Genomic DNA, 13,775 nt, shown 5'->3' with positions numbered 1-13,775 from the left:
CCCGGGTCAGGCCGAGGGCGGCTGCTCCAGCGAGTCCCGAGCGGCCACGACCAGCGCGAGCGCCTCGGCGAGGTGGGTGGGGCGTACGACCCCGGAGGGGAGCGCCGCGACGGGCCAGCCGGGGCCCGCGGCCAGCACCAGCAGGGGCCGCCGACGCGCGGCGACCAGCGCCTCCAGTTGCGTGGGGTCGGCGGTCGCCGGGGTGTGCGACCAGAGGACCACGGCGGCGGGCCCGGTCCGGTCGACCGCCCGCAGCAGCGCCGGACTGGGGACGCGGGCCCCGAGCATGCGGTGGCCCACGCCGGCCTCGGCGAGGGCGGCGGCGAGCGCCTCGAGCGGCAGCGTGTGCTGCTCCTCGTCGGCGCAGGAGAGGAGGATCCGCGGCGGTCCGGCTGGCCTGGCCGCCCGGCTCAGCGCGGCGAACGCCTCGGAGACGCAACGGGACAGCAGGTGCTCCACCTCGATGAGCGCGTACGTGGCGGCGTGCCGCTCGCCGATGCCGGCCAGCACCGGCCGGATCAGCCGGTCCCAGGTGGCCACCACGCCCTCGTCGGCGAGGGAGCGGGCGATGGTCTCGCCGATCGCCGTCGAGTCCAGGCGCATAGCGGCGCGGGCCAGGCCCCGGGCGGCCGGCCCGGCCCGGCCGACGGGGATGGTCGGCCCGCCGCCGTCCCGGACCCCGGGCGGGCCTGACCGGGGCCGGTCCTCGACGCGTACGGCTCCGGGCGCCTGGCGGGCCCACCGCGCCGCCTCGGCGGGGCTGACACCCTCGGCGGTGAGCCTCCGCATGATCTCCAGGCGGGCCAGGTCGTCCGCCGTGTAGCGGCGGTGCTGGCCCGGCTCGTGGCGGCTGGGCCCGAGGCCGTAACGCTGGTGCCAGGTGCGCAGCGTGGTCACGGCGACCCCGAGCCGACGGGCGACCGCGCCCGCGCTCAGCGCCTCATCGACCACCCGACCGCTCCGGCGCCTCGTCGGCGGGCGCGCCCGACGGGACCGCGGCGACGTCGGGGCCGGCCGGCCCAGGGTCGGCCGGCGTGCCGGCCACGGCGCCCACGCCGCCGGCGGGCGGGGTGGCCGGGGGAACGGTGACGGCGGCGGGCCGGGCGTCCGGGCCGCCGGGACGCAGCAGGCGGCCCACCACCCCACGGAGCCACGGTGCGTACGCCCGCGGGTCGGCGTCCAGGTCGGCCTCGAGCGCCGTCGGCTCCACCCAGCGCAGCTCGGCCACCTCCGCCGGATCGGGCCGCAGCGGCGCGCCGGGGAGGAAGTCACCCCGCAGGACGTGGTCGTACTCGAACTCGACCCGGCCGGTGGTCGGGTCCTCGGCGTAGTAGAGGTGGATGCCCATCTCGGTCAGCTCGACCGGGCCCGCACCCAGCTCCTCCCGCAACCGGCGGTTCGCGGCCTCGGCCAGCGACTCGCCGGGCAGGGGGTGACCGCAGCACGAGTTGGCCCAGCGCAGCGGGAAGCGGGTCTTCACGGCGGCCCGGCGTTGGAGCAGCACCTGGCCGTCCGGCGCCACCAGCATGACGGAGAACGCCCGGTGCAACTGGCCCGGTGGCCGGTGGGCGGCCGCCACCGTCGTCTCACCGTGGGCCTGCCCGGCCTCGTCGACGAGCTCGACGAGATGCCCCTCACGGTCACTCATGCCGATCCTCCACTGCTGTCGCTCATCGGTCATCTCCTGTGACGCGGCCGGCGGCGAGCTTGCCGGAGATCAGCACCATCGGCACGCCCACGCCGGGCTGGGTGCCCGAGCCGACGAAGACCACGTTGGAGAGCGCCCGGTGCAGGTTGGTCGGCCGGAACGGCCCGGTCTGGAGGAAGCTGTGCGCGGCCGCGAACGGCGTGCCCGCCGCCATGCCCTGGGCCGCCCAGTCGGCCGGCGTCACCGTCCGCAGCACCTCCACGCCCGCGCCGAAGCCGACGTAGCCGCGGTCCTCCAGCGTGGCGACGAGCCGGTCGGCGTAGCGGTCGGCAAGGCCGCCCCGCCAGTCGAGCGGCGCCCGGTCGAGGTTGGGCGTCGGGGCGAGCACGTAGTAGGTGTGCCGGCCCGGTGGCGCCACCGACGGGTCGGTGCGGCTCGGGTTGGTGACCAGCAGCGATGGGTCGGACATCAGCTCGCCCCGGCGGATGACCTCGTCGAACGTGCCCCGCCAGGACCGACCGAAATGGATGTTGTGGTGGGCGATCCGCGAGTAGCCCTGGGTCGACCCGACGTGCAGGACCACGCAGGACGGTGAGTGGGTGAGCCGCCGGCGGGGCGCGGCGGGCAGCAGGTCGCGGTAGGCGACCGGCAGGTCGGGGTTGAGCACCACCACGTCGGCCGGCACGACCTCGCCGTCGGCGGTGAGCACCCCGGTGGCCCGGCCGTTCGCCGTCAGCACCCGGGTCACCGTGGTGCCGTACCGGATCTGCACCCCGTGCTTCTCCGCGGCGCCGGCCATGGCCCGCGCCACCGAGTGGACGCCGCCGCGGGGGAACCAGACCCCGGCCACCGCGTCGAGGTACGCGATGACGGCGTAGATGGCCAGCGCGTCGTGCGGGGCGAGCCCGGCGTACATGGCCTGGAACGAGAAGATCCGCTGGGTGCGCGGATCGCGGAAGAACTGCGCGATCTTGGTGTGCAGCCGGCGGAAGGCCCCGCCGGCCAGCAGCCGCAGCAGGTTGCCGGTGAGCAGGTCGACCGGCGTGTCCAGGTTGCGCTCGATGAAGTCGGCCCGTTCGAGCTGCCACAGCCGCCGGGCGTAGTCGACGAAGCGCAGGTAGCCGTCCGCCTCCCGCGGCCCGCAGACCCGGGAGATCTCGGCGGCCATCCGGGCGGTGTCGGTGATGACGTCGAGGGTCGAGCCGTCCGGGTAGTACGCCCGGTAGGCCGGGTCGAGCGGGGTCAGGTCGAGCCAGTCGCCCAGTTCCTCACCGACCGCGCCGAGCGCCTCGGCGATCAGCTCCGGCATGGTGAGCACCGTCGGCCCGGTGTCGAACTCGTAGCCGTCCACGCCGAGCCGACCCGCCCGGCCGCCCGGCACCGGCTCGCGTTCGAGCACGGTCACCTGGCGACCACGCCCGGCGAGGTGCAGCGCGCAGGCCAGGCCGCCCAAGCCGGCGCCGACGACGACCACCCGGTCCGTTCGTCCGTCCACCGTCCGCACGCCACCACCTCCTCGCGCGAGCGCCCATCATGCCTGTCGATCCCGGTCGGCGGTGACCGACCGGGCGAAAGCGACGCGAGCGGGCGGGACGATCCCCCGGCCGGGGTGAACGTCGGCCGCGTCCGCATCTGTGGCCGTCCGGCCGAGCGTACCCTAGAGTGACGAGTTGCGTCGATTGATGCGTCGATGAGGAGGGTCGGGTGGAAGCGGAGTTGGCCGCTGCCTATGACCGGTGTCGTGAGCTGCACAGACGGCACGGCCGCACCTACTATCTCGCCACCCGGCTGCTCCCCGCGTGGAAACGGCGACACGTGCACGCCCTCTACGGCTTCACGCGCTACGCGGACGAGATCGTCGACCGCACCGACGCTCTGCCGCCGGCGGAGCGCGCCGCCCGGCTCGACGACTGGGCGGGCCGGTTCCTCGCTGGCCTGCACCGCGAGCCGGTCGACGACCCGCTGCTCCCCGCCGTCCTGCACACCATCGCCGTCTTCGACCTGGACCGGGACGACTTCGCCTCGTTCCTCAAGAGCATGGCGATGGACCTGAGCGTCACCTCGTACCCCAGCTACGCGCACCTGCTCGACTACATGGAGGGTTCGGCGGCGGCCATCGGCACGATGATGCTGCCCGTCCTGGAGAGCAGCGACCCGGCCGCGGCCCGGGAACCCGCCCGGCAGCTCGGCTTCGCCTTCCAGCTCACCAACTTCATCCGCGACGTGGGCGAGGACCTGGCCCGCGGCCGGACCTACCTCCCCGACGAGGACCTGGACCGGTTCGGAGTGAGCAGGGACGACCTTGCCGAGGCGTCCCGCCGTGGCCGCGCCACCCCGGCGATCCGGGCGTTGATCGCGTACGAGGTGCGGCGCGCGCAGGCGCACTACGCGGCGGCGGCGCCGGGGATCACCCTGCTCGCGCCGGCCTCGCAGGCCTGCATGCGCACGGCGTACGCCCTCTACGGCGGCATCCTCGACGAGGTGGCCGCCCAGGACTACGACGTCTTCGCGCGCCGGGCCGTGGTGCCACGGCGGCGCCGGCTCGCGGTGGCCGCCCGTGCGCTGCTCACGCCGACCGGCACGCCCGTCGTGGTGCCCGGGCCGCCGCTGCCCCGCGCCGTGCCGGCCGAACCGACGCTGCCGAGGACGGCGGCGTCCTGAGCCGCCACCCGGTGTGCCCCGCCGTGCCGGTGCGTCCCGCGCTGCTGGTCAGAGGCAGTCGTGCAGGGCGTCCACCAGCGTCTCGACCCGGTCGAAGTCGGCGAGCCGGGCCGTCACGTACGCGAAGGCGTAGCCCCGGACCGGGTCGGCCCAGGCGCAGCTGCCCCCGAGGCCGCCCATGCCCCAGCTGCCGTCGTCCTCCCACTGCATGCCCAGCGTCCACCGGGTACGCCGCCCGAGCAGCAGGTCGTCGCCGTCGTACTGGACCCGGGTGGCCTCGGCGACCAGGTCGGGGCTGAACAGGCGGACGCCGTCCAGGGTGCCGCCGGCGAGCAGGCCGGCGTAGAGGCGTGCCAACCCGGTCGCGGTGGCGTGCAGGTTGACGGCGGGCACCTCGGCGCCGCGCCAGAGCGGGCTGTTCAGCACGGCCAGGTCCAGGCCGCCCGCGGGGTTGGTCACCGCCCGGTGGCGCAGGGAACCCGGCTCACTCGCCGTCCGGGTCGGCCAGCCCGGGTCGCCGTACGTCAGGTCGGCGCACCGGCGCTGGTCCGCCTCACCCAGGCCGAAGCCCAGGTCCAGCCCCCAGGGTCCGGCGATCTCCTCGGCCAGGAAGCGGCCCACCGGGCGGCCGTCGACGCGCCGGACCAGCTCACCCACCAGGTGCCCGTACGTCCAGGCGTGCTCGCCGGCGACGCTGCCCGGCTCCCACTCGGGCTCGGCGCCGGCCAGGTCTCCGCAGAGCAGGTTCCAGTCCCCGACGGCGGCAGCCGGCCGGGGCACCGGGAAGGCGGGCAGGCCGGCGGTGTGGTCGAGCACCTGCCGGACGGTGGCCGGGGCGCGGAAGCCGGGCCAGTGCGCGGCGACCGGGTCGTCCAGGCCCAGCCGCCCGCGGTCGACGAGCAGCAGCAGGCAGAGCGCGGCCAGTGGCTTGCCGACCGAGTAGACGTTCACGAGGGTGTCGGCTCGCCACGGACGTCCTGGAGTCCGCTCGCCGCCGACGATGTCGACCACGGGCTCGCCGTCGTACCAGATGGCGAGCCCGGCACCGGTCTCCCGCCCCTCGGCGAGCAGGTCGTGGAAGCGGTCGCGGACAGCGGCGAACCGAGCGTGATGCACCCCGCCACGGTAGGCCCCGTGCCCGCCCCCGCGCCCGCCCTCGGGTCCAGGCGCGTCGATCATGGAGTTGTCGCCGCGACACGCCGTGCCGGACGGCGACAACTCCATGATCACCGGGGCCACGGGCGGGGGCGCGGGTGGGGGTGGGGGGTGGTGGTGGGGGGTTGGGATCTGGGGGATGCTGTGCGGGTGGCTGAGCCGGAGCAGGTGGACGTGGTCGTTGTCGGGCTGGGCGTCGGGGGCGAGGAGGTGGCCGGGCGGCTCGCCGAGGCCGGCCTGAGCGTCGTCGGCATCGAGCGGAACCTGGTGGGCGGCGAGTGCCCGTACTGGGGCTGCATCCCGAGCAAGATGATGATCCGGGCGGCGAACGCGCTCGCCGAGGCGCGCCGGGTCGACGGGCTGGCGGGCACCGCGCAGGTGCGGCCGGACTGGGCACCCGTGGCGAAGCGGATCCGCGAGGAGGCGACCGACACCTGGAACGACCGGGTGGCCGTCGAACGGTTCACCGGCCGGGGCGGCCGGTTCGTCCGGGGCAGCGGCCGGCTGGAGGGACCCGGTCGCGTCCGCGTCGGTGACCAGGTCTTCCAGGCCCGGTACGGCGTCGTCCTGGGCACCGGTACGCGTCCGGCGGTGCCGCCGATCGACGGTCTGGCCGGCACGCCGTACTGGACGAACCGCGAGGCGATCGAGGTCGAGGAACTGCCGGAGTCGCTGCTCGTGCTCGGCGGCGGCGCGATCGGCCTGGAGTTGTCCCAGGTCTTCGCCCGGTTCGGCGTCCGGGTCACCGTCGTCGAGGCGATGGACCGGGTGCTCGCCGTGGAGGAGCCCGAGGCGTCCGAGGTGGCCGCCGCCGCGCTGCGCGCGGACGGCGTGGAGATCCACACCGGCGTACGCGCGGAGCGGGTCGACCACGACGGCGAGCGGTTCACCCTGCGCGGCGCCGGCGGGGTGGAGTTCACCGGGGAGCGGCTGCTGGTGGTCACCGGCCGCCGCGCGCACCTGGACGAGCTGGGGCTGGACACCGTCGGGGTGGACGCGAGCCAGCGGTATCTGCCGGTCGACGACCGCATGCAGGTCACCGACGGGCTCTGGGCGGTCGGTGACGTGACCGGCGAGGGCGCGTTCACCCACGTCGCCATGTACCAGGCGGCGATCGTCATCGCCGACCTGCTGGACCGGGCCCGGCACGCCCGGGCGGGAGCGGACCCGAGCGGCACGGCGAGCGTGGTCGGCGGCGCGATGGGTGCGGCGAGCGCGCTCAGCGCCAGCGGGTCGAGCGGGTCGGCGGGCACGGTGCCGCGTGCCGACTACCGGGCCCTGCCGCGGGTGACCTTCACCGACCCCGAGGTGGGCGCCGTGGGTCTGACCGAGGAGCAGGCGCGCGCCCGGGGGATCAACGTCCAGGTGGGCTTCAGCAAGCTCGCCGACTCGACCCGGGGCTGGATCCACCGGGTGGGCGACGAGGGTTTCATCAAGGTGGTGGCGGACGCCGACCAGGGCGTGCTGATCGGGGCGACCTCGGTCGGGCCGGCGGGCGGGGAGGTCCTGTCCGGGCTGGTGGTGGCCGTGCACGGGGCGGTGCCGGTCAGCCAGCTCCGGCACATGATCTACGCGTACCCGACCTTCCACCGGGCGATCGAGGCGGCGCTCGGAAACCTGCACTGACTGCCGGGATCTGACGAGCGAGGGCATGCGGCTGTTCGGTTCTTGCAGCGTTGTGACATAGGATTGCGGCCGTGACGAAGCGGTTGACCGAGGTGGCCCGGAAGGCGGGCGTCAGCGAGGCCACCGTGAGCCGGGTGCTCAACGGTCGCGGTGGCGTCTCCGAATCGACCCGTGCGGCGGTGCTCACCGCGCTCGACGTGCTCGGCTACGAGCGGCCGACGAAGCTGCGGGGTGAGCGGGCCCGGCTGGTGGGCCTCGTCCTCCCGGAACTGCAGAACCCGATCTTCCCGGCGCTCGCCGAGGTGGTCACCGGATCGCTGGCGCAGCGCGGGTTCACCCCGGCCCTGTGCGCGCGCACCATCGGTGGCGTCTCCGAGGCGGACTACGTCGAGATGCTGCTCGACCACCAGGTGTCCGGGGTGATCTTCGCGGGTGGGTCGTACGCGCTGGCCGACGCGCCGCACGACCACTACCGGCGGCTGACCGAGCGGGGGCTGCCGGTGGTGCTCGTGAACGCGGGCGTGGACGAGCTGGGCTTTCCCCGGGTCTCCACGGACGACGCGGTGGCCGTCGAGCAGGCGTACGGGCACCTGCGGTCGCTCGGGCACGAGCGGATCGGCATGGTGCTCGGGCCCGAGGGGCACGTGCCGTCACGACGCAAGCTCGCTGCGGTGGCCCGGATCGCCGGGTGGGCCGACCCGAGCGAGTGGGTCGAGCGGTCCAGCTTCTCGATGGAGGGCGCCCGGGTGGCGGCCACGAAGCTCGTGGACCGCGGCGTCACCGGGGTGATCTGTGCCAGCGACGTGCTCGCGCTGGGCGCGATCCGCGCGGTGCGCCGGCTCGGCCGCTCGGTGCCCGGTGACGTGTCGGTCGTGGGCTACGACGATTCGGCGTTCATGACCTGCACCGACCCGCCGTTGACGACGGTGCGGCAGCCGATCGAGACGATGGGCCAGGCCGCCGTCGACCTGCTGGTGACCCAGATCGAGGGTGCCGGCGTGCTGCACGACGAGTTGCTGTTCGAGCCCGAGCTGGTGGTGCGCGGCTCCACCGCACCCGCCCCCGGCCGCTGACGCCGGCCCGGCGCACCGCCGTCCCCACCGACTGATCGCTCCCTTCGGCCGTCGACCGCTGCCCGCGGTCGGCGGCCTTTCTCGTCGTGCCCCCAAGCGGGACAGAACTCCCGGATCGACCACTGCGGCCAGCGACAGTCGGGATCTCTCGTGATCCAGTCGTGTCCTTTCAAAACAGGATCGACATCTTGCCGGAACATGTCCACGTCGTTACAGTGACTCCACTCACAACTGGCCGCCGTGTCGCCACGGAGGGTCAGGTCGCATGACGGATACAGATCAGCAGCTGCGGTGACGTCCACCGCAGGTCCAGCGAGGTCATGGAGACACCCGTTCCCGAAGGGATGGACAGATGTCCGTACCGCAGTACCGGAAGACTGCGGCGTTGGCGCTCGTGGCCGGCCTGGGGCTCAGCCTCACGGCCTGCTCCACCAAGAGCGATGACGCGACGAGCGACGCAGGTGGCAAGGTCACCATCACCGTCGACTGCCAGCCGGTCGGCTCCCAGAAAGACCTGTTGCAGAACTGGAACGACGACGTCGCCGAGTTCCAGCGACAGAACCCGAACATCGTCGTCAAGAGCGTCAGCGTCGGCGAGCAGTGCAACAACCCGCCGGACTTCACGGCCCGGCTCGCCGGCGGCACGGTGACCGACCTCTTCTACGGGTACATGACCGATCTCCAGCAGGTGCTCGACTCCGGTCAGGCGATGGACATCACCGAGTTCGCCAACAAGGAGACGATCCCGACCTGGGACAGCGTCGACCCGGCGCTCAAGGAGGTCTTCACCGAGGACGGCAAGCTCTACGCCGTCCCGACGAAGAACTACTCGATGGGCCTGCTCTACAACAAGACCCTGTTCCAGCAGGCCGGGCTCGACCCGAACAACCCGCCCAAGACGTGGCCGGAGGTCCGGGAGGCCGCCAAGAAGATCTCGGCCCTCGGCAACGGCATCGCGGGGTACGCCGAGTACAGCGCCGGCAACACCGGCGGGTGGCACTTCACGGCGCTGCTCTACTCCCAGGGCGGCCAGGTGCTGACCGAGGACGGCAAGAAGGCCGACTTCAACAACGCGATGGGCCGGCAGGTCCTCCAGAACCTCAAGGACATGCGGTACGGCGACAACAGCATGGGCAGCCGCCAGCTGCTGCAGTGGGCCGACCTGCTGACCAACGCGGCCGCCGGCAAGGTCGGCATGTTCATCGGCGCGCCCGACGCCACGACCGCGATCGTCACGCAGTTCCAGGGCAAGTACCAGGACTGGGCGATGGCCCCGATGCCCGGCCAGGACGGCCCGGCGAAGGGAACCCTCGGCGGTGGCGAGGGCTACTTCTTCAAGAAGGGCCTGTCCAAGGAGCAGGTCGAGGCCGGTCTGAAGTGGCTGGCGTACGAGAAGTTGACGCCCGGCAAGGGCCAGTTCGACTACGTCCGGGCCAAGCCGCAGAACCAGCCGGTCGGTCTCCCGCAGCCGACGCTGTTCTCCGTGGGCAGCGACGCGCAGAAGCAGGAGGTGGAGCTCCGCAAGGCGAACGCCAACCTGCCGGTGGAGAACTTCACCGCCTTTGAGGCGACGCCCGTGCCGATCAAGGGTGAGCCGCGCAACGCGCAGGCCATCTACGCGGTGCTGGACGCGGCGATGTCCGGCGTGCTCACCAACCCGAACGCCAACATCGACGAACTCCTCAAGACCGCCGAAGGCAAGGTCAACCAGCTCCTCGCCGCCGAGGGCTGACCCGGTGCCGTGGGGGCCGGCGCCCCGGCCCCCACGGCGTCCCCCGCACCCGTCCGGTCACCGACTTCCGCAGGAGTTGCCTTGGCGATCACCACCGTCCCGGGAACCACCAGACCGGGTCGCTCCGCCACGCCGTACGCGGCAGGGCCACGGCGTACGAGCCTCGGCCGCAAGGTACGGGACAACCTCACGGGGCACGCGTTCCTGATCGGCGCGGTGCTCTGCTTCGCGGTCTTCTCCTGGTACCCGATGATCCGCGGCGTCGTCATGAGCTTCCAGCGCACCCGCCGGGGCGAGACCACCTGGGTGGGCTGGGACAACTACGCCCGCATCCTCGACGACCCCAGCTTCTGGACCGCCTGGAAGAACACGCTCTACTTCACGGCGCTGGCGCTCGTCCTCGGCTACGCGGTGCCGTTCTTCGTGGCGATCCTGCTCAACGAGTTCCGGCACGCCAAGGGCTACCTGCGGATCCTGGTCTACCTGCCGGTGATGCTGCCGCCGGCCTCGGCGCTGTTCCTCTTCAAGTACTACGCGTACGACCCGAGCGAGGCGGGCCTGTTCAACGCGGTCCTCGCGGCGCTGCACCTGCCGACGTCGGAGTGGATGCAGTCGCCCGGGATGACGATGCCCGCCATGGTGCTCGCGTCCACCTGGATGAACATGGGCAGCGCGGTGCTCATCTACCTGGCGGCGTTGCAGAACATCCCCGGCGAGCTGTACGAGGCGGCCGAGCTGGACGGCGCCGGGATCTGGCGGCGGATCGTCAACGTGACGATCCCGCAGACCCGGCTGATCCTCCTGCTCCTGGCGATGCTCCAGATCGTCGCCACGATGCAGCTGTTCATCGAACCGCTGATCCTCGCCAACGGCGCGGGCGCCGAGGACTCCGCCACCTCGGTGGCGTACCTCATCTACCAGCACGGGTTCTTCCAGAACGACCTCAACGGCGCGGCGGCGCTCGGCGTGATCATGCTCGTGGTGCTCGCCGGGTTCTCCGCCGTCTACGCGCGGCTGACCTCGAAACAGGACTAGGACGGGCGAGCAATGGCACACGACTCCGGGACCCGGACCCTCATCTCCCACGCCCAGCTCCGGCGGGGACGCGGCAAGGTCGTCTACTGGACGCTGCTCACCGTCGTCGTCGTGGTGTTCACGCTCGTGTTCCTCGGGCCGCTCTACTGGATGGTCACCGGCGCGCTCAAGTCCGGCCAGGAGATCGCCCAGACCCCGCCGTCGCTGTTCCCGCGGGATCCCCAGCCGCAGAACTACGTCGACGCGTGGAACAACCTCGACCTGGCCAAGCTGCTCTTCAACACCTTCTACTACGCGGCCGGCGCGTTGTTCTTCCAGCTCGTCCTCGACACGGCGGCGGCGTACTCGCTGTCGAAGCTGCGGCCGGTGTTCGGCAACGCGATCCTCGGTCTGATGCTGGCCACGCTGATGATCCCCGCGATGGTCCTCATCGTCCCGCAGTACGTCACGGTCATCGACCTGCCGATCCTGCACCTCAACCTGCTCGACTCGCCGTTCGCCATCTGGCTGCCCCTCGTCGCGAACGCGTTCAACATCTTCCTGCTGAAGCGGTTCTTCGACTCGATCCCGGAGGACCTCATGGCGGCCGCCGTCGTGGACGGGGCGACACCGCTGCGCACGCTGTGGTCGATCATCCTGCCGATGTCGCGCCCCATCCTCGGCGTCGTCTCGATCTTCGCGGTGACGGCGGTGTGGAAGGACTTCCTGTGGCCGAAGCTGGTCATGCCGTCGCCCGAGACCCGGACGGTCAGCGTCGGCATCTACGCCTTCTCCGGCGGCACACCCATGAACGTCGTCGTCGCCGCGTCGGTCATCGCGGCGATCCCGACCGTCGTCATCTTCCTGCTCTTCCAGCGGAACATCATGTCCGGCCTGACCACGGGCAGCCTCAAGGGATGACCCGCGGCGGTCCACGACCACCCCACCGACCCCCCCATTCAGGCCGGCGAACCGCCGACGAACCGACGCAGAAAGCAGGTGCCCGTGTCCACAGCAGACGACCCCCGGTGGTGGCGCAGCGCGGTGATCTACCAGATCTACCCGCGCAGCTTCGCCGACGCCGACGGTGACGGGATCGGCGACCTCGCGGGTATCCGGCAGCGCCTCGCGTACCTCGCCGGCCTCGGCGTGGACGCCGTGTGGTTCAGCCCGTGGTACCCGTCACCGATGGCCGACGCCGGGTACGACGTCTCCGACTACCGCGACATCGACCCCGTCTTCGGCACGCTCGCCGAGGCGGAGGAGCTGATCGCCGAGGCGCACCGGCTCGGCCTACGGGTGATCATCGACCTGGTGCCGAACCACTGTTCGGAGGCCCACCCGTGGTTCCAGGCGGCGCTCGCCAGCCCGGACGCCCCCGAGCGGGAGCTGTTCTGGTTCCGCCCGGGTCGGGGCCCGGACGGTTCGCAGAAGCCGACCGACTGGGTCTCCCCGTTCGGCGGCGACACGTGGACGCGTACGACCAACCCGGACGGCACGCCGGGCGACTGGTACCTGCACCTCTTCGCCCCGCAGCAGCCCGACTTCAACTGGGACCACCCCCGCGTCCGCGCCGAGTTCGAGGACATCCTGCGGTTCTGGCTCGACCGGGGCATCGACGGCATCCGGATCGACTCGGCCGCGATGCTGGCCAAGGACCCGGCGCTGCCCGAGGCCACCCCGGACGGCCCGAGCCCCTTCATCGACCTGGACGCGGTGCACGAGATCTACCGGAGCTGGCGGCGCATCGTCGAGGAGTACCCGGGCGGGCGCGCCCTGATCGGCGAGGTGTGGCTACCCGACCAGCAGCGCTTCGCCAACTACCTGCGCCCGGACGAACTGCACGCGGCGTTCAACTTCGACTTCCTCGGCTGCGCCTGGGATCCGGTGGCGCTGCGCGCCTGTATCGACGCCACGCTGGCCGCGCACCTCCCGGTCGGCGCCCCCGCGACGTGGGTGCTCTCCAACCACGACGTGACCCGCCACGTCACCCGGTACGGGCGGGAGGACACGACGTTCAGCTTCGCGGCCAAGCGGGAGGGGATCCCGAGCGACCTGGAGCTGGGCACCCGCCGTGCCCGGGCCGCGGCGCTGCTGTCCCTCTCGCTGCCCGGCGCCGCGTACGTGTACCAGGGCGAGGAGCTGGGTCTCTGGGAGGTCGAGGACATCCCACCGGAGCTGCGCCAGGACCCCATGTACTTCCGGTCCGGCGGGGTCGACCCCGGTCGGGACGGCTGTCGGGTGCCGCTGCCCTGGTCCGGCGAGACGCCGCCGTTCGGCTTCAGCCCGGACGGCGCGACCGCCCGGCCCTGGCTCCCGCAGCCGGCGGACTGGAAGGACCGCACCGCCGAGGCCCAGGCCGGCGACGAGCGCTCGATGCTCGAGCTGTACCGGGCCGCGATCGCCATCCGCCGGGCCGAGCCGGCGCTCGGCGACGGGGAGCTGACCTGGCTGCCCGCACCGGACGGCGTGCTCGCCTACCAGCGGTCGCCCCGCTTCACCTGCGTGGTCAACCTTGCCGGCGCCCCGGTGCCGTTGCCGCCGCACACCGAGCGGCTGCTCGCCAGCGGGCCGCTCGACGACGACCTGCTGCCGCCGGACACCGCCGTCTGGCTGCGTACCACCGAAACGACCGCGACCTGACACCCCGCGGCGTCGGCGGCCCGTCCCGGCCGCCGACGCCGCATCGACCAGCCGGCGGCCCGTCCCGGCCGCCGGCGCCGCCCAGGGCCACCGCGCCGACCCGCCGGGCCGGCCGGCCGAGACGGACAGGAGGTATCCGCCGCACCACCAACTCGGGGGGACCGCAAGAGCAACTCGGGGGGACCGCACCGCACGGGGGATCTGGACCACCGACGAGAGGGAG

General features: G+C 72.9%; 10 protein-coding genes and 1 pseudogene. 7 read left to right on the top strand and 4 right to left on the bottom strand.

Going from position 1 to position 13,775, the window contains the following annotated elements; genetic code table 11:
* Positions 1–6: 6 nt before the first annotated feature.
* The 3 genes and pseudogenes from D7I43_RS09870 to crtI all read right to left on the bottom strand — a co-directional run bounded on the left by D7I43_RS09870 (position 7) and on the right by crtI (position 3,152).
* Complete coding sequence (locus D7I43_RS09870) at positions 7–951, bottom strand: MerR family transcriptional regulator (RefSeq protein ID WP_120328138.1); 945 nt, start codon at positions 949–951, stop codon at positions 7–9.
* A gap of 127 nt (positions 952–1,078) precedes the next feature.
* Positions 1,079–1,648, bottom strand: a pseudogene (gene idi / locus D7I43_RS09865) (isopentenyl-diphosphate Delta-isomerase); the annotation flags it as partial.
* Between the two features lie 22 nt (positions 1,649–1,670).
* Complete coding sequence (crtI, locus tag D7I43_RS09860; protein ID WP_120328136.1) at positions 1,671–3,152, bottom strand: phytoene desaturase family protein; 1,482 nt, start codon at positions 3,150–3,152, stop codon at positions 1,671–1,673.
* A 200-nt stretch (positions 3,153–3,352) separates the two neighbouring features.
* On the opposite strand from crtI, the gene D7I43_RS09855 reads away from it, so the two are divergent.
* The gene (locus tag D7I43_RS09855) at positions 3,353–4,309 is read left to right on the top strand and encodes a phytoene/squalene synthase family protein (protein ID WP_120328135.1); all 957 of its coding nucleotides are present in this window, start codon (positions 3,353–3,355) and stop codon (positions 4,307–4,309) included.
* Positions 4,310–4,357: 48 nt separating this feature from the next.
* Here D7I43_RS09855 and D7I43_RS09850 read toward each other — a convergent pair whose 3' ends face one another.
* Positions 4,358–5,425 (bottom strand): serine hydrolase domain-containing protein, encoded by a 1,068-nt coding sequence (locus tag D7I43_RS09850; protein ID WP_240032885.1) that lies wholly within the window; start codon positions 5,423–5,425, stop codon positions 4,358–4,360.
* 189 nt (positions 5,426–5,614) lie between these two features.
* Between D7I43_RS09850 and D7I43_RS09845 the strand changes: the two genes are divergently transcribed.
* From D7I43_RS09845 to D7I43_RS09820, 6 genes are all read left to right on the top strand, one after another.
* On the top strand, positions 5,615–7,090 hold the full coding sequence (locus D7I43_RS09845; RefSeq protein WP_120328364.1) for a dihydrolipoyl dehydrogenase family protein: 1,476 nt from the start codon (positions 5,615–5,617) through the stop codon (positions 7,088–7,090).
* A gap of 71 nt (positions 7,091–7,161) precedes the next feature.
* Entirely contained in the window at positions 7,162–8,163 is a 1,002-nt protein-coding gene (locus D7I43_RS09840; RefSeq protein ID WP_120328134.1) for a LacI family DNA-binding transcriptional regulator, read from the top strand.
* A 352-nt stretch (positions 8,164–8,515) separates the two neighbouring features.
* Positions 8,516–9,895, top strand: coding sequence for an ABC transporter substrate-binding protein (locus D7I43_RS09835; protein WP_120328133.1), 1,380 nt, complete (start codon positions 8,516–8,518; stop codon positions 9,893–9,895).
* A gap of 81 nt (positions 9,896–9,976) precedes the next feature.
* On the top strand, positions 9,977–10,930 hold the full coding sequence (locus tag D7I43_RS09830) for a carbohydrate ABC transporter permease (RefSeq protein WP_120328132.1): 954 nt from the start codon (positions 9,977–9,979) through the stop codon (positions 10,928–10,930).
* Positions 10,931–10,942: 12 nt separating this feature from the next.
* Complete coding sequence (locus D7I43_RS09825; protein ID WP_120328131.1) at positions 10,943–11,830, top strand: carbohydrate ABC transporter permease; 888 nt, start codon at positions 10,943–10,945, stop codon at positions 11,828–11,830.
* 84 nt (positions 11,831–11,914) lie between these two features.
* Positions 11,915–13,552, top strand: a complete 1,638-nt coding sequence (locus tag D7I43_RS09820; RefSeq protein WP_120328363.1) for a glycoside hydrolase family 13 protein — start codon at positions 11,915–11,917, stop codon at positions 13,550–13,552.
* Positions 13,553–13,775: the final 223 nt, after the last annotated feature.

It is taken from the genome of Micromonospora globbae (genome assembly GCF_003610785.1).
GTDB classification, from domain to species: Bacteria; Actinomycetota; Actinomycetes; order Mycobacteriales; family Micromonosporaceae; genus Micromonospora; species Micromonospora globbae.
Note: the sequence above shows the minus strand (reverse complement) of the source record. Positions and strands in the feature narration are given on the sequence as shown.